Origin of the sequence: Neobacillus sp. 204 (genome assembly GCF_046562815.1) — a bacterium.
GTDB lineage: Bacteria > Bacillota > Bacilli > Bacillales > Cytobacillaceae > Neobacillus.
In genome coordinates, this window is sequence record NZ_JBJORY010000004.1 from 1 (window position 1) to 20648 (window position 20648).

At 36.5% G+C, this 20648-nt stretch carries 11 protein-coding genes; 9 read left to right on the plus strand and 2 right to left on the minus strand.

Features of this window, described 5'->3' with window-relative positions:
* Positions 1–248: 248 nt before the first annotated feature.
* Both ACJ004_RS09405 and ACJ004_RS09410 read left to right on the plus strand, forming a co-directional pair.
* Entirely contained in the window at positions 249–1520 is a 1272-nt protein-coding gene (locus ACJ004_RS09405; RefSeq protein WP_410892661.1) for a serine hydrolase, read from the plus strand.
* 75 nt (positions 1521–1595) lie between these two features.
* The gene (locus ACJ004_RS09410) at positions 1596–2546 is read left to right on the plus strand and encodes a C39 family peptidase (RefSeq protein WP_410892662.1); all 951 of its coding nucleotides are present in this window, start codon (positions 1596–1598) and stop codon (positions 2544–2546) included.
* Here the strand turns inward: ACJ004_RS09410 and ACJ004_RS09415 are convergent.
* Complete coding sequence (locus ACJ004_RS09415; protein ID WP_410892663.1) at positions 2543–3670, minus strand: acyltransferase family protein; 1128 nt, start codon at positions 3668–3670, stop codon at positions 2543–2545. The two genes, ACJ004_RS09410 and ACJ004_RS09415, sit on opposite strands and share 4 nt — an antisense overlap.
* A gap of 176 nt (positions 3671–3846) precedes the next feature.
* Here ACJ004_RS09415 and ACJ004_RS09420 point away from each other — a divergent pair, with 176 nt between their 5' ends.
* The 6 genes from ACJ004_RS09420 to ACJ004_RS09445 all read left to right on the plus strand — a co-directional run bounded on the left by ACJ004_RS09420 (position 3847) and on the right by ACJ004_RS09445 (position 15506).
* Complete coding sequence (locus ACJ004_RS09420) at positions 3847–4563, plus strand: polysaccharide deacetylase family protein (protein WP_410892664.1); 717 nt, start codon at positions 3847–3849, stop codon at positions 4561–4563.
* Between the two features lie 475 nt (positions 4564–5038).
* A complete protein-coding gene (locus ACJ004_RS09425; protein WP_410892665.1) occupies positions 5039–7213 on the plus strand; it encodes a bifunctional glycosyltransferase/CDP-glycerol:glycerophosphate glycerophosphotransferase in 2175 nt (724 codons plus the stop codon).
* A 5-nt stretch (positions 7214–7218) separates the two neighbouring features.
* Entirely contained in the window at positions 7219–8637 is a 1419-nt protein-coding gene (locus ACJ004_RS09430; RefSeq protein ID WP_410892666.1) for an MBOAT family O-acyltransferase, read from the plus strand.
* A 17-nt stretch (positions 8638–8654) separates the two neighbouring features.
* On the plus strand, positions 8655–9857 hold the full coding sequence (locus ACJ004_RS09435; RefSeq protein WP_410892667.1) for a DHHW family protein: 1203 nt from the start codon (positions 8655–8657) through the stop codon (positions 9855–9857).
* A 48-nt stretch (positions 9858–9905) separates the two neighbouring features.
* The gene (locus ACJ004_RS09440; protein ID WP_410892668.1) at positions 9906–12611 is read left to right on the plus strand and encodes a bifunctional glycosyltransferase/CDP-glycerol:glycerophosphate glycerophosphotransferase; all 2706 of its coding nucleotides are present in this window, start codon (positions 9906–9908) and stop codon (positions 12609–12611) included.
* 324 nt (positions 12612–12935) lie between these two features.
* Positions 12936–15506 (plus strand): glucosaminidase domain-containing protein, encoded by a 2571-nt coding sequence (locus tag ACJ004_RS09445; protein ID WP_410892669.1) that lies wholly within the window; start codon positions 12936–12938, stop codon positions 15504–15506.
* A 52-nt stretch (positions 15507–15558) separates the two neighbouring features.
* Here ACJ004_RS09445 and ACJ004_RS09450 read toward each other — a convergent pair whose 3' ends face one another.
* Positions 15559–16887 carry a glycosyltransferase family 2 protein gene (locus ACJ004_RS09450; protein WP_410892670.1) on the minus strand — a complete coding sequence of 443 codons (1329 nt, stop codon included), beginning with the start codon at positions 16885–16887 and terminating at the stop codon, positions 15559–15561.
* A 307-nt stretch (positions 16888–17194) separates the two neighbouring features.
* Between ACJ004_RS09450 and ACJ004_RS09455 the strand changes: the two genes are divergently transcribed.
* Entirely contained in the window at positions 17195–20536 is a 3342-nt protein-coding gene (locus tag ACJ004_RS09455) for a CDP-glycerol glycerophosphotransferase family protein (RefSeq protein ID WP_410892671.1), read from the plus strand.
* The last annotated feature ends 112 nt before the right edge of the window (positions 20537–20648 follow it).

Here is a 20648-nt window from a genome sequence, read left to right on the forward strand (position 1 = left end):
GAAAGTTCATTGAACTTTCAACTGCCTCTATTAAATATTGGACTTTTTCAGTGCCCTCGAGCTCTTCGGGGGTATTTTTTTATCACGAATAAATGCCTCCTATCTAGGAGGGAATAGAAGTTTTGTGGGTATCCAACATGGATACCTTTCTTTGTCTTAATTTCCAATTATTGTAGAAACCTATATTAATATATTGCAAATTTTGTTAAAATTTAAGAAAGATACATGTGAAAAGGATGGGGAAATAGTTGAAGACGAGACGTTTTTTACAAGGAATGATAATCGCAATTATATTATTTTCCATGATCATTCCTGGGCAATATGCAAGTGCAGCAGAATTAACAGCACATCAGGATTTTACAAAAAAGGTATCGAGTGAACTAAATAAGTACATAAAAAAGTCTGGCGGCCGCGTTACATTAAAGTATCAGGATTTGGTTACCGGGGAAACTTTTCAAATTAAAGGGAATACTTCAAGTCGTGCTGCTAGTACGATTAAACTGCCGCTTGCACTCTATATTATGGAGCAGGCAGAAAAAGGCAAGATTAACTTAAATCAGAGGCTTACATACAAAAGTTATCATTATTATGGCGGCAGCGGCGTCATCCAAAAAGATAAGGTTGGGACTACCTATACAATTAGAGACCTTGTTAAAAAGGCTATGATTTACAGTGATAATATTGCCTTTATCATGCTCAAGGAAAGAGTCGGGCAGCGGACTTTTATTAAATATATGAAAAGCGTTGGCGGCCAATATGCTTATCCGAATGGGCAAAATCTAACCTCCGCGAATGATTTAACAATCTATGCAAAAAGGCTCTATCAATTTTCCAATAAAAGCCCGTTAGGCAAAGAGCTTGTTGGCTATTTGAAAAAGACTGTCTATAATACGACGATTCCAAGCGGGATTAAGGGAACAGCAGTTGCCCACAAGGTAGGAATGATTCCTAATGACAGAATCTATAATGATGCAGCTATCGTTTATGATCGAAACCCCTATGTGTTAGCGATAATGACAAAAGGGATCTCCTATGAAAAATCACAAAAGGTCATTGCTAATTTAGCGGCAATCGTGAATAAGAATCATAAAGCGAAGGCGTCAGCCCAATATTTTAAGAGTAAGGCAGATGTAACAATCTATCAAAATAGTTCTAAATCAGCTGCGATTGGTACATTGAAAAAATACCAAACTCTGAAAATCATCTCAAATAAGGGCACCTGGTTTGGGATCAAATTTGGTAAAGGGACCGGTTATATTGAAAAAAAATCGGTGATTGCTCTAAAGAAAGCTTCAGTAAGCGGATGGGCCGCGAATCTTCCACAAATCGGCATCATCAAAATGAAGGCAAACGCGCCAGTGGTCGACAAAATGACTTCTGGGAAGGTTATTGCCTATTTTAATAAAAATCAAGATTACTATTTTTTCAAAAGGGAAAAGGATTACTATGTAGTTGATTTGGGTGGAAGAGTTGGGTATGTCGCTAATAAATATATTACTGATCTTAGTGTGGGCATGTAATTTACCGTTTTAACTAGGGGAGAACTAGGACCCTAGTTTTTTTTACATAATCCCTTATGTTAGGAGAAACTAGATATGAAGAAAAAGAAAATAATCATAGCTTTACTCATTTTATTAGTGTTTGGAGCAAACTCTAGTATGACAGAAGCGGCGGTGGTTACCGATAAAACGCCGCCTAAAATGCCGACTGTGAACCAATTGACTAATAAATCCTTTACAATCAGCGGGAAGGCTGAGGCAAATTCCATCGTTTATGTAAAAAGGAACGCTAAGTACTACTTGAAGAAAGCAGTAGACAAAAACGGGAATTATTCTTTTCCGATTCCACAGCCAAAAAAACAAACAGTCATTGAGGTTTACTCTGTTGATAAGGGCAATAACAAAAGTCTGTCAAAAAAAGTGATTGTTAAGTCACAGCCCAAGCTAAAAAAGAAAATCCTTAATGTCCCGATCGTGCGTCAGATGCCAGAGTTACCGCGTGGATGTGAAGTGACGAGCCTAACAATGCTATTGAAATATACCGGGATAAAAGCAAATAAAATGACGCTGGCCAAACAAGTGAAAAAAGATCCAGCGACGTTGAAACGAAAGAATGGAAAAATCTATTTTGGACATCCCAACTATGGGTTTGTCGGTAATATGTATACCTTCAGTAAACCGGGATGGGGTGTATTTAATAAACCAATTGAAGCCTTGGCAGAAAAATATAAACCGAATCGAATCAAAAACTTGACTGGGAAACCGTTCGAAACCATTCTAAGTTACGTTAGTGCAGGACATCCGGTCTGGATCATAAATACGAGCTGGTTCAGCCGTGTTCCGAATTCTTATTGGCAGACATGGTATACCTCTCATGGGACCGTTCGGATTACTTACAAAGAGCATTCAGTGGTTATCACTGGCTATGATTCCAAATATGTCTACTTCAATGATCCATTAGATGGGACGAAAAATAAAAAGCGTCCAATCAACTCCTTTGTTGAAGGCTGGAAACAATTTGGAAGTCAAGCGATTAGTTATTACTAAGGAGAGCTTCCCATCCTCGTTTTTCTGAAAAATGGCAAGTGAGCCAAACGGATTAGTAAGTTAATGCCAATCGAAACCAAGATGGTTAGGATAAACACCCAGATCACGATCAAAGTGGAATAGTAAGGAGCAAAGCTCATTTCTTGAAAAAAGTAATAAATAAAAAAGGTATGTGTTAGCCAAATAATCGTTGAGTGTTTCCCTAAAAGAAGGAATAACCTTTCTAAAATAGTGATATTTTGAACCAGTTTCACAAACGAGAAAATCACGATAGGTGCAAGTATAAAATCCGTGTAATTATAGATTCCATCTATTTCAGGTCCTCTTGTTTTAATAATAAATGGGAAAGTGTACTGTCTTAAATAAAAGCAAAGTACAAGCAGCAGCAAAAACACGATTTTACTATTTAAGTGAATTTTAGAGAAAAAAGCATCCCATTTTTCAAATAAAGAATATTTGGAAAAGTAGATCCCGGTAATGAACATTATTTGCCACTGAAATAATGTACCTAAATGATTGATCGCAATCTGAACTAATTCAAAGTTAGAAAAAAAATCATCGACATGCAGAAAGAAAGCAGAAAGAAACAGGCAACTAAAGGAGAGATAACTAACCAAAGTTGGCCATTTTTCAATTAATTTAACAATCAACGGGAAAAGCAATACTAATTCAATATATACAGAAATGAACCACCACTCGCCATTATAGGTATGAATCAGGGCAAATAAATTATAAATAAACATTTTAGGATTCCAAGTATACCTTAAGGTATCATCAAAGTATTTGAGTCCAATCGGAATAAAAATAAAAAAGACGAGCCAATACAGTGTAAAAAAGTTGATGGCTCTTTTTAACCCCTGGCGGAAGGTAAATCTGTGTTTTGATTGGAAACTTTTATAAAGGCCTAACCCGCTTAAGAAAAGGAAAGTCGACACACATAGCTTGCCAAATTCACCAATAAGCTGGTCTAAAGGTAAGTCATCCACCATCATGATGGGAGAGTAATCAACAGTTTTGATACGGTCTGGAAAGGCAAATAAATGATGATAGACCATTAAGACGATGGCTAGTCCCTTTGCAACCGCGGTCATATTTCTAGAAAAAATAAATGGTTTATCTTCCATGCATTATTCACCTCGAAAAAAACTATCTTGATTCTATCCGTTATAGGTTGTTTGGATTAATGCAGGATTATTCATGTTGGTGGATTATTCTTTTTGAAAGAAATGGGGAAAAGCGTCACCTGCATATCTTAGAATAAAAGATTTAAAGAGTTTTTTATTTTTAAGGGGGAAAAGATATGTTCAAAAAAACAACGACGGTCATACTAGCCATGTTGCTTTTAATTAGTACCTGCTTTTTTTCAGCAGAGTCCACCTATGCGGCAGAGACAAAAACTAGTAAGGTTGTTTATTTGACTTTTGATGACGGCCCCAATAAGTACACCCCGAAAATTCTTGATATCTTGAAGAAGAAAAAGGCACATGCGATCTTTTTTATGATTGAAGGCAATATCAAACGGAATCCGAAAACTGTTCAACGGGTGATTAAAGAAGGAAATTATCCGGCGTTACATAGTGTTTCCCACGATGTTCGTAAATTATATCGGGGAAGCTCTAAAAATGTTGCCATTGAAATGGAGAAAACACGTCAAACTTTGTTAAGAGTTTCAAAGTTTAATAGTAAGTTAACCCGCGCTCCCTATGGAAGCAAACCTTATATGAAGAAACCACTCCGTGATGCTTTAGCGAAAAAGGGCTTTAAAATGTGGGACTGGGACATTGATACACTCGATTGGAAATATAATCGAACAAGACCGACAATGATAACCTTGAGGGTCAAATCCGGTCTCAAGGGCAAAAAGGGTCCCATCGTGATTCTTTTCCATGATTCAAGAGGAACAGCGCAGCAGCTTCCAATTATTATTGATTATCTGCGCAAAAAAGGCTATTCATTAGAGGTCTATAACCCTCAAAAACATTTTGTAAAGAACTTTTGGAATGATAAGCGGTTTTAATTCTTCCATTAAAATTTATTTACTAAAGGCTATTTTCTCATAGATTGTTGCTTTTCGTAAAAGTTTATCAACCCGAATAACTATATGCTTCGTGGCATCCTTTCGTAAGAACCTTTGCGAAAATTGCCTAGAAACTTAGAAATGATCCTTATAAAGTTCCTAAAGCAACAAAGTTTACGAAAAGAGCCTTACTATAGTAAAACACGAAAGGACTGCCGTGGATGCAGTCTTTTTTGTGTTTTAAAACTTTCCACTGAAAAGAATGAACGATAGATAAAAAATATTGCGAATACCCACTTTATTTTAAGAATCATAAATTTTAATACCAATAATGTGGAAACCTACCAAAAAAGGCGCGGCAAACAAAGTATTACAGAAACTTTATTATTTAGCATGTTTATACCACAAACAGCAGAAATTTGTTAAAATCGATAAGGTAACTTGTCGAAATTTCAGGGAGTGTGACAGAATAAGTATGAATACTAAACAAAAAGCGACGGTATCAATCATAATCCCGTATTATAACTCCATGGAATTCATCGGAGACTGTTTGAATTCTGTATTATCACAAAGCTACACTAATTTGGAGATTCTTATCATAAATGATGGTTCGGATGCAGAAAATACAGGATACATTGAAACGTTGCTACAAGACAAAAGAATTGTCTATTTAAAAAATGAGTCAAAACAGGGAGTCGCCTATTCAAGAAATAAAGGCTTGAGTTCTGCAACTGGGGAGTTTGTGTTTTTTCTAGATAGTGAAGATATCCTTGCAGAGATTGGGATTGAAATTCTTGTTGCTCATATTGAAGAAGCACCTGCGATTGCTGGGAAAACCAAACGATTACTAAAGCCAACGGATTTAGAGGTTCCTCAGCATTCGGAAGTAATCGTCAGCCATATACCTAGCCCCCAAGTTTTTCATAGCGGCAGTATTTTAAATGTATTAATCAGGAACAGTTTTATCAAAGAACATACGATTCGTTTTTATGAGGAAACGGAAGGCGCCACGGATATATCTGGGGTAATCCCGTTCATCTTATACGTAAAAAGTATACCCAGCTTAAATATCCATACATATTTTCAACGGGTTAGAAATGATCCGATTTCAAATCCAAGTCTGGTCCAACGCTCGATCCAAGAGCGAACCCGTGATTTTGTCCAAGTCTATATGGAAATGAATAAACAGTATGGATCGTCTGAACCCGTCAAGTCATATTTGGATGGATTGCTCTTAAGGTTTTACCGCAGACAGGTTATTAATATTTTTCAAGAAAAAAAAGATTTGGATGAGTTCTTTGCCTTATTGTCGTCCGCAATGAAAATTCTCAACCCTGCTAATGCCATATCACAGCCTAGCCATATTAAAAGGGAAGTCAACCAGTTACGGGCTGGAGATAAAGACAAATTCATTAGGGGATATAGATTCTATGTGGAAGCAAGGGACTTTAAAAATGCGATTAAAGGGTTCACACGACTGAAAAGGTATATCTATAATAAGTTTTTCTTGAGATTCCCAATGAAAGAGAATTACATTATTTTTGAGAGCTTCTTAGGAAAAAACTATTCGGATAGTCCCCGTAATATTTACGAATATATCATTGAAAATAATCTCGATTATCAGTGTATTTGGGTGTTTAATGATAAAAATCGTCAAATCCCTGGAAACGCAAAAATTGTAAAAAGATTCAGCCTTGCTTATTATTATTATTTTGCGGTATCGAAATACTGGATCAATAATATGCGTCAACCGCTCCATCTCGTCAAAAGAGAGGGAAATGTCTTTTTAGAAACCTGGCATGGTACCCCGCTTAAAAAACTGGTGTTTGATATGAAGGATGTATACTCGGCCAATCCAAGATATAAGCGGGATTTCTATATGCAGTCGCGGGCGTGGGATTATTTATTATCGCCGAACCGCTATTCTTCTGAAATTTTTAGGAGTGCCTTTAAGTTTGACAACGAAATGCTGGAGTTCGGCTACCCTCGAAATGACATTCTATATTCACCGCAAAAAGAAGAAATTGTTGCGAGGGTAAAGAAAAACATTGGGATACCAGACAACAAAAAGGTGGTATTATACGCCCCAACCTGGCGGGATGATGACTACTATGAGCCGGGTAAATATAAATTTAAACTTCAATTGGATTTACAAAAAATGAAGGAAACCCTTGGAGATGACTATGTGGTCGCACTAAGGATGCACTATTTTATTGCAGATGATATTAACGTGGAAGGCTTGGATGGGTTTGCGTTCAATCTTTCAAAATATGATGATATTGCTGAATTATACCTGATTTCAGATATTCTCATCACCGATTATTCTTCTGTATTTTTTGATTATGCCAACCTAAAACGGCCGATCTTATTCTTTACGTATGACCTTGATAAGTATCGGGACCAATTAAGGGGCTTTTATCTAGATTTTGAAAATGAAGGACCAGGACCTCTGCTTAGGACAAGTGATGCCGTCATTGATGCGATTGCCAATATTGATGAAGTAAAGAAGGAATTTGCAGATAGATATGATGCATTCTACGAAAAATTCTGCAGCTGGCATGATGGGAAATCAACGGAGAAGGTAGTCAAAAAAGTACTGCTGGGTGAGGAACCATCCTTTCAAAAACAAACAAAGAATTACGGAGGATAAGAATCGTGCTATTTAGTTCAACCGTATTTTTATTTTTATTTTTGCCACTGACCCTAACTTTATATTTTTTGGTCCCCCGAAAGTTAAGGAATACGATCTTACTTTTGGCCAGTTTGTTTTTTTACGCATGGGGTGAACCAAAGTTTGTTTTATTTTTGTTTCTTTCCATTCTACTTAATTATGTTTTTGCCCTACTAGTTGACCAAAATAGAGAGAAACATGTCTTGGTAAAATGGGTAATGGCCGCGACCATTATTGCGAACCTTTCCATTTTGATTGTGTTCAAATACGCCAATTTTATTGTCGAGAATATTAATGAATTGTTTGGAACAACAATTGAATTAGGGAATATCCCATTTCCGTTAGGAATCTCCTTTTTTACTTTCCAGGGTTTAAGCTATGTGATTGATGTGTACAGAAAAGATGCGAAAGCGCAAAAAAACCTAATCAATATGGCAATGTATAAGGCGTTGTTTCCCCAGCTCATTGCGGGACCGATTGTCCGCTACGTAACAGTAGCACATCAAATCGATGACCGGAAAGAATCGCTCACCAAATTTGCATATGGGACGAAACGATTTATCATTGGTTTAGCAAAGAAAATGATTTTAGCCAATAATTGCGGCTGGGTTGCCGATCAAGTTTTTTCAATGCCTCCAGGTGAATTGTCAGTAGGGATGGCGTGGATTGGCATCATTGCTTATTCTTTACAAATCTACTTTGACTTTTCGGGGTATTCGGATATGGCAATTGGTTTAGGAAAAATGTTTGGCTTTGATTTCCTTGAGAACTTTAACTATCCGTATATTGCTCGTTCAGCGACAGAATTTTGGAGGAGATGGCATATTTCCTTAAGCACCTGGTTTAAGGATTATCTATATATTCCGTTAGGCGGAAACCGCGGCGGCGTATATAAAACCTACCGTAATTTGTTCATTGTTTGGCTAGCGACCGGGATTTGGCATGGTGCCGCCTGGACGTTTATCGCCTGGGGTGTTTATTACGGAGTGTTAATTATGTTAGAAAAAGCCTTTTTGCTTAAATGGATCAAAAGTATTCCAAGAGTATTCCAACACCTATATGCTTTAATAGCTGTGATGATTGGCTGGGTGTTCTTCCGAGCTGAGACATTTACGTATGGGTTTAATTACTTGAAGGTAATGTTTTTTGCGAATGGAAATCCAGTTTGGGATCAACAGGCAAGTTTTTACCTTTCCCAATATGGAATCGTCTTATTGATTGCCATCATGGCGTCTATGCCTGTTTTCAACGTTCTTAAAGACAAAGTCTTAAAACCGGGAACAACGGGAATCGCAAGCGGCAGAGATTTCCTGGTTACAGCAAGTTATGCCGTTATTTTCTTTTTAACTCTTGTTAGCGTGGTATCATCCACCTTCAATCCATTTATTTATTTTCGGTTTTAATGAGTATGGAGGAAATTATGAAAAAAGCTAATGTACAAGGTCTTGCCGTAATTGCTATTTTTCTGTTAACGATCTTTGGCTTCCTTATCTTTACGTTTGTCACCCCATCCAAGTCAATGTCGCTGTTAGAAAATCGAAAATTAGCTCAAAGGCCTGATTTAAATACGGATAATTTACTTACAGGGGATTACTCTAAGCGATTTGAACAATATTATAATGACCAATTTCCAATGCGTGATTCATTTATTGAAACCAACGCCTTAATTAATAAGAATTTCTTCAGACAGAATATTATTGAGGATGTCTATGTAGCGGATGATGGGTATTTATTGTCACAGATTGCGGAGGTAACACCCGTTGATGCGAAAAAAACGGCAAGTAGAATTAATCAACTTGCCGATAATTTGGCGAAGAAAAACATCAGTGTCTATACCGCTTTAATGCCTAATAAGTCAACGATGATGGAAAATAAATTTCCTGACTATTTTCCAAGCTATGGTCAAAAGAATATGGACCTTCTCTATAAAGAGTTTGGAAAGGCGGCCCATGCAATTGACTCCCGTGCGGCATTAGCTAAACATATGAATGAAGACTATATGTTTTTCTATTCAGACCATCACTGGCAAGCGAAGGCAGCCTTTTATGCCTACCAAAATGTGATGTCTGAAATTAATGCAAATGAGCATATTGATGATAAGGTTTACCAATACACCGATTACAATTGGAACTTATCAGGAAAACCGTTTTATGGTTCAGATGCTAGGAAAACAACTAGTGCCAATGCAAAAAAGACCGATAGGATTCTAGTTGCAAATCTGAAGAAAAAGCATCAGTCGTTTACGATGAAATGGGGAAATCGAACACAATCTGGTTTATACAATATGGATTTCTTAACGATGGAGGATCCGTATACCAATCGTTACCAAGCCTATTTAGGCGGGGACTATGCTCATCTTATGATTAGCAATCCTAATAAAGCAAACGGTAAAAAGGTATTAGTGATCAAGGATTCTTATGCGAATGCATTTATTCAATTTCTTGTTCCACACTATAAAGAGACGCATGTATTAGATCTCCGTCATTACAACAAAATGCCCATCGAAAAATATGTGGAGAAAAACAATATTGACCAAATTGTCCTGATTTATAATATTAACTCAATATTTGTAACCCCTGCATTAACGAATTTTAACCATCCAGGGCAGGGTGAAAATCAGTAAGCCTGATATTTGCCCTTTTTCTAATCTATTCTTTCGGAGGTAGTAAATTTGGAGTCAAAAAATCGGTCCTATAATGATTATTATTTTTCGATCATTATGGCGGTGTATAATGTTGAAGATTATTTAAAGGAAGCTGTCGATAGTATTATTAACCAAACATTAAACTTCGATAAGCATATTCAATTGATTTTGATTAACGATGGAAGCATGGATGAAAGTGGGAAGCTATGTAAAAAGTTTCAAAAAAAATATCCTGATAATATTGTCTATATTGATCAAGAAAATCAAGGGGTAAGTAGTGCGCGCAATGCGGGATTAGAGGTAGCAAAAGGAAAATATATTAACTTCCTCGATCCAGATGATAAATTATCATTAAATGCGTTAGAAAAGGTGTACGCTTTTTTTGAAAAGCAAGGAAAAGATATCGATGTCGTATCCATTCCCATCTATTGGTTTGACCAGGCTAAGGGTGAGCATTTACTTAATTATAAATACTCTCAAAGTCAAATCATTAATATTCTAAAGGATCACCGCTTTATCCAAATGTCTGCATCTAGTTCGTTTGTCCGAAGATCTGCCATTGGTGATCAACGATTTAAAGAAACCCTGAAGTATGGGGAAGATGCTGAGTGGTTGAATCGAATTATTTTAAAAAAGTGTGAGTATGGTGTGGTAAAAAAAGCAAAATATCATTATCGAAAACGAAGTGTTAGTACGTCGGCCACCCAACAAGCTTTAAAGGATAAGGACTATTATTTACATAGTCTGAAAAACTTTTCGTTCACGTTTATTAATATGTCACTTGAAATATTAGGGTTTGTCCCAAAATATTTTCAATATATGATTATGTATGATTTGCAGTGGCGCCTTAATAATAATGATTTGAATGTGCTCATGACAGCAGAAGAAACGGAAAAGTTCCTGAAAAAGCTTAGGGACTTACTGAGCTATATTGATGATAATATTATTCTTGAACAGAAGCATTTAAATAAATTTCGGAAAAATTATTTGCTAAGAATTAAGTACGGTCAGGGTTTTGCTGAGTTTTACCAGCCGTTCCATTCACCGAATAACGCGATTTTATTACACGGTGATCAGGTCATGGATGCCTTAGATCAGCATCAATTGGCGGTAGAGTTAATAAATATCGAAAATGAGCAACTTTTTATTGAAGGTCATTTTAATTCCCTTTTTGAAAATAGTGATACCAAAATTGTTGCTGTTGTTAATGATGAAATCATTGAGGCTCAAATTGTTGAACGTTTTTATAAAGACATCAATGTGTTTGGAAAAACCATTAAAAAGACTTTGGGTTTTAAATTCGACTTTCCATTAGCTAAAATTGGAAAACAAGGTAAAGCACTTATAGTTACTTTCTATGCCAAGGTCCATGAAAGTCAAGTGAAATTAGATGTGCTATTTAGTGGACAAAGCCATTTGAAAGACAACAGCTATTCTTATTTTAATAAGAATGGATACGTTGTTATTTATCAAAAAAAGAAAAAGCAATTCCTGATTAGAAAGAGCAATTTTAAATTAATTCGTGGGAAAGAAATTGCCGTCCTTAAAGCATTGTATAAAATGAATAAACCAGGCTCCAGAAGGGCGTTAATAATAAGATTAGATCATTTTTTCCAAAAACATTTCTTTCAAAAGAAGCCGATTTGGTTATTTATGGACCGTGTAAATAAAGCCGACGATAATGCGGAAGTCTTGTTCGAATATGCTACAAAGCAACAAGATGGCATACAGAAATACTTTGTTATTAATCAAGATAGTGAGGATTTCAAACGTCTTCAAAAGATTGGCAACGTTATTCCGTATGGATCACGCCAACATAAACGCTATTTATTGCTTGCGGATAAGCTGATTTCCTCACATGCCGATGAATTTATTGTGAATCCATTTGGGAAGATGAAAAAGTATTTAAAGGATTTATTTACGTATGACTTTATTTTCCTGCAACACGGCATTACGAAGGATGATATTTCTAGTTGGTTAAATAAATATAAAAAGAATATTCGTTTGTTTATTACGGCGGCCAACAATGAATACGATTCGATCGTGAACGGCCATTATGATTACACAGAGAATGAGGTCCTTTTATCAGGGTTTCCTCGCTTCGATAAGCTGCAAAATAATGATGAAAAACGGATTCTTATCATGCCGACATGGCGCAGCGATTTAGTAGCCAAGATAAATCCAATCACTGGAACGCGCGAATATAATCCAGTATTTAAAGAATCTGAATACTTTAAAGCATTCAATGATTTACTCACCAATGAAAAGCTAATAAACGCGGCAAAGGAAAAAGGCTATAAGCTTGTCTTTTTCCCACACCCTAATATTAGGCAGCAGTTAAAGGATTATCAAATTGATACTTCGATTGAAATTGCGGATGAGAACAGTAGTTACCGTGACAATTTTAATCAATCCAGTTTGCTGGTAACGGATTTCTCCTCGGTCGCCTTTGATTTTGCTTATTTAAAGAAACCGGTGGTCTATTATCAATTTGGAATGAACCATTTAGCGGAAGGTTATTTTGATTATCAGACGATGGGGTTTGGTGATGTTTTAACTGAAAGTGATCAGGTGGCAGACAGAATTATTCAATATATCAATCAGAATTGTCAGATGGAAGCTAAGTTTCAGGAACGTGTAAATCAATTCTATTCCTTTACAGATCAGGATAATTGTAAACGAGTTTATGATGCTATTCGCCAGATCAATCAGCCAAAAAAGCAAAAGAAATAAGATGTCGCAAGTAAACATAGAGCTATTCTCATTTAGGGAATAGCTCTTTAATTTTGTGGAACTAATTAAAAAGCCCCACAAATTGTCGATTTTGTTATAAGTATTTTGTCGGAATTTGTAAAAAAAGATTAAAAATCTATGATAATATTGTTACAATAGAAGTTAGTTCGTCTACTGAAATATGTTCTTGAAGTTTTACTTTTACTATTTTTCTAGTTTTAGAGAGAAAACCCGATGATTCTTATTTCAAGGTCAAACTTTGTAGAGGACTGAAGGGACAATTGGGGGCCCTTAAAAATTTTTGATCACTTTTAAGGAGGAATTATGGAGAAGGTTAGAAAAATAGTCGGGTATTCCGCTATTGCTGGCTTATTGTTCTCAACAATGAGTCCTTTACCTGCGTTTGCAGAGGGGAGTACGACGGAGCAATCAATTACTGCTGTAGAGAAGGAACAAGATACAACTGCTACGGTTGAGCAGGATCAAGTACCTGAGGAAACAACTGCTACAGTTGAGCAGGATCAAGTACCTGAGGAAACAACTGCTACAGTTGAGCAGGATCAAGTACCTGAGGAAACAACTGCTACGGTTAAGCAGGATCAAGTAGCCGAGGAAACAACTGCTGCGGTTGAGAAGGCATCAGTAACTGAAGAAACAACCGCACCGGTTGAGAAAGACAATGTAACCAAAGCTGCCAATACAAATGTTGAGGTTGAACTTACGGGGATAATAATCCAGCCAGAGACCAATGTGTATGTAGAAGCATCAACTAACTCAACCATTCTTCATGCGTATACTGAAGGAACTTCAGTAAAGGTGTATGATTACTCAGAAGGTTGGTATGTTACGACAGCCAATGTCGAAGGTACAGAACAATTAGGTTACATACAAAAAAGTGCAATTGATTTAGTAACTTCAACACCGGTAAAATATGAAGGAATTGCATTAAAAGAACCAACCAATTTATATGCTTCACCAACAACAACATCTCAAACGGTAAAATCCTACAGTCAGGGTTCATTTTTACTCTATTATTCTTATACATCCCAATGGTATAGAACCAGTGTTAATGTCAATGGTAAATATCAAACCGTGTATATCAATAAGGATGATATCGAACAAGCTGACAGCAACCCTGAAAAACAAGAAGGGATTGCGATTAAGGCGGAAACCAATTTATACGCCTCGCCAATGAGAAGTTCAAAAGTAGTAAAGATTTATAGCGAAGGTTCTCTACTAAAATATTATACCTATACATCCGGTTGGTATAAAACAAGTGTAAATGTTAATGGTGTGCAACAAGCCGTCTACATTAACAAGGATGATGTTGAGCAGCTCATCTCTAATCCAGTTAAACAACAAGGTTTTACCACAAAGAACCCGACTAATATGTATGCTTTACCTTCTAGAAATGCGCAAGTGTTACGAACGTTTGCAGTAGATTCGTATCTATCTTTTTATACCTTTACTTCTGAATGGTTCAAATCAGTCGTATCTGTGAATGGCCAGCTTCGCACAATTTATATTCATAAAGACGATATTGAAAAACCAACAACTAATCCTGTAAAACAATCAGGGATTGCGTTAACTAATCCAACGAACATGTACTCAGCACCATCAAAAGGTTCAAAGGTTTTAAAAGCCTATCGTTCAGGTGCAAAGTTATTGTATTACACCTTTTCATCCAAATGGTATAAGTCGACTGTGACTTATAATGGGGTTCCAACTGTTGTTTATCTAGCAAAGGATGAAGTGGATCCGTTTGTTGATCAAACACAAAAACAGGAAGGCTTCACTTTACTAAATCCGACCAAGGTTTACGCTTCTCCAACAAGGGATGCCCAAGTATTGAAAAGCTATAACCCAGGGACCATTTTGAAATACTATCCGTATACAGTGCATTGGAAAAAGTCATATGTGACGGTGAACGGGAAAGTTAGGACTATTTATATTAATAAAAGCGATCTCGAACAAGTTAACTTCTCTAATAAAACATTACAAGGGTTGACACTTAGATCATCTACCCATGTTTATTCGCTGCCTTTAAGAGATTCAAAGAATCTGAGAGATTATCCGAAGAATATGATTTTAAAATTCTACAACTATAGTGAGCACTGGTATAAGTCCTATGCCACTGTGAATGGAAAAGTTGTGATTTGCTATATTAATAAGTCAGATATTGGTGAACAAAGAAAGACGGTTTATGATTTGACTCTAGATCAAGCAGTAAATATGCAAAAGAGTGCTTCGCCTGTAACCGATATGGATACAGAGTGGAGGTCCGCTACGACCTCACAAATTGAATATTATTTGGACCCACTGAATTTCGGTGTGAGTTCTGATACGTATTTGCAATTCTTAATCCTTTCCAATCCGGCAGGGACCAATGCAACTGAGTTGAATAACCGAATTCTTTATGGTAAAGGGGTGTTAGCTGGTAAGGGAAGTTCCTATATCAAAGCGGCACAAACCTATCATATTAATGAAATATACCTCATCAGTCATTCGCTTTTAGAAACTGGTAATGGTACTAGTAATCTTGCCACTGGGATAAAAGTGAATGGTGTAACGGTTTATAATGTCTATGGCGTCGGTGCCTATGACAGCAACCCAGATTATTATGGTGCCCAGTTCGCCTATGAACAGGGATGGACGACCGTTGAGAAAGCGATTATTGGCGGTGCCCAGTTTGCTGCTGAAAAGTATATTCATGCAGGACAAGATACCCTCTATAAAATGCGCTGGAATCCAGCGGCTATGGATACCTATGGATATGCATCTCATCAATATGCAACTGATATTGGCTGGGCTGTAAAACAAACAACAAGAATGGCACAGATGTTAAGTACATTAACACAATTCTCACTTTTGTATGATATTCCGGTATATCAATAGCAAAAAAAAGGGTTGATCCAATTGGATCAACCCTTTTTTTACTTTAATCTTGCTATAACTTTTTCAGGTTTACCTTATTTAAGTAATATTTTCTCCCTGATTCTGTTTCTAGTCCAAATTGAAATTTACTTCGATAGAAGGGTACTGTCGTTTCAAAACCGGTATGCTCGTAATTGCGGACAACCGTCCCCCAGATGATTCGTAACTTTCCAGGAATCTCTGCTTTAGGCAAGTAAGTTATCTTATCTTTCACCTTGATAAACAGTCGATCATTTGCTTGCATAAAATATTCCTTATTCTTGAAATGACCTTTCATTTTCCACTTTAACCCACGGAAACTACAATCTGTTATCACTACTTTTTGTTTTTCAATCTTTTTAGGACTTATCTTCTCTTTGTATGGCCAGCCATTTTCGCTTAGGTTTAGCAAATAGGTTTTATAATAAAAGGGCATGTCTTGTTCTTTGATGTATTTCGTATCAAATAGTTGAATTAACTGGACAAATTCCTCGAAAAACTCATCTTGCTTCGGCTTGGTTAATACCTCATAAATAATTGGATTATTTTTTGGGAAAAGGTACAACCTTAAATGATACGTGATTAGAAACTGCACATAGGGAAGAATCTCGTGGTATCGATGCTTGGATTCGTTAATCAGTGTTAAATAGCAGCGTCTAATCATTTCGGTGTACCTAGATTTTTGGTACCAAGCGTTACTAACTAGTGAATCCTCGTCGACACGTCGGCGGTAATGGTATTTTGCTTCGGAGACGACCCCGTATTGCTTGTGCTCTAATAAAAAGGTATTGATAAAGAGGGCATCCTCCCAAAATTTAATGTCTGTTTGAAACCTTAAATGAGGGTTTGTAAGGAAATGTTCTGCTTTAAAAAAGCACCCGCCAATATGAAAGTGAATTCCCTTATACTCCTCAAGAATATTAATCACCCGATCTCCTTGCTCGAACCGATAATTCAGTCGGTGAGGAGTATCGATTCTCTCAAAATGGTAGAGGGGAATCACAGCTAGTTGCACATCTGCATGCTGAGAAAAAAAGGAACTTACTTTTTCAAGTGTTTCCTTGGACAGAAGATCATCTGCATCTAGGAAGCCAATACAATCTGAATGTGAAGATACATGATCGAGACCTGTATTCCTTGCGCTGCCAGGGCCAGCATTTTCTCGGTAAAGATATTTAATATTGCTAGGATATTGGGTAACGTATGATTGACAAATCTCTTTTGATTGATCGGTACTGCCGTCATCAACAAGAATTATTTCGACATTTTGTTTAAAGTCGATGGTTTGATGTATGAGACTGTCAATCGCCTCATGTAAATATTTTTCTGCATTATAAACAGGAATAATCATTGAAAAAAGCATGTTGTAACTGCCCCTTAACTGTATTTGTGGTAGGTCTTGTTTCCATTATAGTAAAGTGCAGGGGTGAGTACAATGTTCCTGGAAAACAGAATTCGACAATAACGCAAACAATTGTAAGTCCTGTCGCTATCGCCAAGGTATAGTTTGCTATCTTAAATTATGTTATAATCTTCTGGAAAATAAATGCATTAAATTTGGTGTTGAACCTATATATATTTACTTACTTGGGCAAAATAGGTAAAAATAGACAAAACCTACAATCTTTTTCACATAGATGGGTTAGTTTAATAGGGGAGCGAAATATTTAATGAAACTGAAGATCTTCAAAAGAAGAATAAAATTTATCATTAATCCAATTTATCATTTTTTCGCCAAATCAAACTATCGTTTGAATTATCAATATACACGGTATTATGAAAGACTAGCTGTGATTGATAAGACCGTTTTATACGAGAGTCGAGATGGAAAAAGTTTAACCGATAGTCCTTACGCGATCTTTAAACACCTCCTGAATAACCCCGAATATAAGGAATATCAACATATTTGGTCTGTAAGCAGCTTGGAAGAATTAGAGAGCGTCATTGCTCCATATAATGGATTGAAAAATGTCACCTTCGTTAAACGTAATTCCAAAGCGTACCTCAAAGCATTAGCGACCAGTAAATACTTAATAAACAATTCAACCTTTCAATCCTTCTTTATCCGCAAAAGTGAGCAAGTTTATATCAATACCTGGCATGGGACGCCATTAAAAAGTATGGGCTATGATATCCCTGGAAACCCATCTGTTTCCCAAAATGTTGTTCGCAATTTTCTAAGTGCTGATTATTTAATTAGTCCCAATGAACATACAACGAACATGTTTCTTGATAGTTATAAGCTAGAGGGAATTTATAATGGTGAAATAATTGAAGAAGGCTATCCAAGAATTGACCTTACCTTCCATACAGAAGCAGATACATATAATGATTTCTTAGCCAAAATAGGGCTAACCATCGATAAGAACAAGAAAACGATTCTTTATGCACCTACCTGGAAAGGGACCAATGTCTCGAAGGCTAAAAATGATATGTATCAAATTATTGCTGATATGACTTATTTACATCAAAAGGTCAGCGAAAGATTCAATTTAGTCATCAAAGTACATCCATTTTTATATGCAGAGGCTAAGAAATTTACAGAGATTAAAGATGTCTTAATTCCTGACTTTGTTGACACCAACGAATTATTAAGTGTTATCGATATCTTAATCACTGATTATTCAAGTATCTTCTTTGATTATCTCGTTACAGATAAACCAATCCTTTTCTATGTCTGGGATTACGACGATTATAACCAAACAAGGGGTATGTACTTGTCAGATGAGGAACTGCCAGGTCCTACCTTGTTTACAATAAACGAAGTGGCTGATGCTGTTGAAAATATTTCCCAAATAGGTATGGACTATAAGCAAATTTACCATGCCGCCAAACATAGATTTGCACGTCATGATGATGGAAATGTGACCCAGAGAGTCGTTGATTATATTTTTAATAGGAATAAGGCCTCGTTAAATGTAATCAATCATTTCTATACCGGCAAAAAGAAGATCGTGATTTATCCGGGCGGGATGATGAACAATGGGATCACCTCTTCCTTCATTAATCTAATGGATAATATCGATTTTACGAGGTATGATGTGAGCATTTTTATGAACACACCCATATCAAAAGAGGCTTTGAATAATATGGCGAAGGTGAATAAACATGCAAGGTTCCTTTTCCGAAATGGACTGGCTGTTTTTAGTATCCGAGAAGTCTATCGAGATAAATTTGTTCATAATAGGGGGGCACGTAGTCAATTAACCAAAAGACTATATCCTGAAAAAGGCTATCTGCGCGAGGTCAAGCGACTTTTTGGAAAGGCACATTTTGATTTTGCGATTGATTTTAGCGGGTACAGCTTATATTGGGCAAAATATCTCCTCGCTACAGATGCGGAGAAAAAAATCTGTTATATGCATAATGATTTACTTTCAGATAGTGAACGAACCATTAATGGCAGGAAACCGCACCGGATTAATTTACGCGGCCTTTTTTCCGTCTATCATCGTTTTGATAAACTAGTCAGTGTTTCAGTTGGGACAATGGAGTTGAATAAAAAGAATTTATCCGCTTATGCGGATGGGGCGAAATTTGATTACGTCATGAACTCGATTAATACCGAAAAAATCTTAACCTTAAGCAATGAAGGTATGCTTGACCAACAAGCAGAGGTATCTACGCTTTCAAGTGGGCTTATTAGCAACATCCCCTTCAAATCACGGGCCATCATTAATCATCCACAAGATCATTATATCTGGAGTCGGCCAGTCGGTTTGGAAGGGGCGAGACAAGTTTCCCTTGCTGGAAGCCTGTTAAATAAAGAGGTTACTATTTTACAGGAAGCTCGAACTGCCACAAATATCTCTTTCAAATTCAGTTTGGAAGAACGGATTATTGGATGGATCGACCATGACTGTGTAGAATTGCTCCATGATAGCATTCTATTCGAAAAGAGGATCAAAAAATCCGCTGTACTGAAGCATGATTCCGGCAATGATATTTGGAGTCAACCATATAAAACAGAAGGTATTCAAAAAATATCATCGAGTAAGGATTATAAAGGGATTTTAGTTGATGTGAATTGTGAAGCGAGAACACAGCATGGTATTTATAGCAGGTTTTCAATCAATGGAACCTTTATTGGCTGGATTGATTCTTCGGCATTAGAAACCAAGTATGATGCCGAATCCAAGCGAAACTTAAAATATTCCGTACTTAAAAGGATCAATAAGCAACAGTTTAAAGAATTTATTGACCAACTGGATAATCGAACCTTAGCAGAAAATAATTTATATGAATTAGCTGTTATTGCCCATTCTGAAGATTACGTCGTTTGGTCGAAACCATATCCTAACATGGGCTTCCAAAAAATAATCGATGCAAGTGAATTACAAGACTCAAAAGTGATTGTTACCAAGAGTAACACAACCCGAGCGGGCACCTTTTATTGTTTTTATCACAATGGGAAACAAGTAGGATGGCTGGATCAAAGTGCTTTTTCAATTATTGAAGATGCAGAGATTGTCTCTGAAAAAAGAGTTATTCCTGAACCAGTGAAGGAAAACTATAACTTCATTAATATGGGAAGATTATCCCCTGAAAAAGGTCAGGACAATTTAATTAAAGCTTTTGCCCAGTTCCATCAAGGCTTTCCTGATTCAAAGCTTTATATTTTAGGTGAAGGGCTGCTGCGTAAGGATTTAGAAAAATTAATTGAAGAACTTAAAATGGAAGATTCCGTGTTCCTCGTGGGACAAGTAGAAAATCCGTTTAAACTCATGAAAAAATGTGATTGCTTTGTGCTATCTTCCCATTATGAGGGACAGCCGATGGTTTTATTAGAAGCAATGACCCTTGGTATGAAAATATTAGCAACTGATATCGTTGCGAATCGAACCGTATTGGAACAGGGAAAGTATGGCCTATTAGTAGAAAACAGCATTGGGGGTCTAGAAAAAGGATTAAATCAATTGGCAAAAAATGAATTGGAACATACCCCCGATGAGTTTAGGCCTGAGGAATATAATAAGAAAGCGATGGATACATTCTATAAGGTTTTAGAGTAAAAATGATAGGCAATTCATTTTAAAGCAATTTGATTACAATACTAATCAATTTGCTTTTTTTCTTTAGAGAACGTAGATTGTCTGCTCCTTACATAAAAGGCCTTAAAGATGG

Excerpts from the sequence above, each read along its gene's own strand:
- ACJ004_RS09445 (WP_410892669.1), top strand. The coding sequence starts at position 12,936 with ATGGAGAAGGTTAGAAAAATAGTCGGGTATTCCGCTATTGCTGGCTTA.
- ACJ004_RS09455 (WP_410892671.1), top strand. The coding sequence starts at position 17,195 with ATGAAACTGAAGATCTTCAAAAGAAGAATAAAATTTATCATTAATCCA.
- ACJ004_RS09415 (WP_410892663.1), bottom strand. The coding sequence starts at position 3,670 with ATGGAAGATAAACCATTTATTTTTTCTAGAAATATGACCGCGGTTGCA.
- ACJ004_RS09420 (WP_410892664.1), top strand. The coding sequence starts at position 3,847 with ATGTTCAAAAAAACAACGACGGTCATACTAGCCATGTTGCTTTTAATT.
- ACJ004_RS09450 (WP_410892670.1), bottom strand. The coding sequence starts at position 16,887 with ATGCTTTTTTCAATGATTATTCCTGTTTATAATGCAGAAAAATATTTA.
- ACJ004_RS09435 (WP_410892667.1), top strand. The coding sequence starts at position 8,655 with ATGAAAAAAGCTAATGTACAAGGTCTTGCCGTAATTGCTATTTTTCTG.
- ACJ004_RS09425 (WP_410892665.1), top strand. The coding sequence starts at position 5,039 with ATGAATACTAAACAAAAAGCGACGGTATCAATCATAATCCCGTATTAT.
- ACJ004_RS09410 (WP_410892662.1), top strand. The coding sequence starts at position 1,596 with ATGAAGAAAAAGAAAATAATCATAGCTTTACTCATTTTATTAGTGTTT.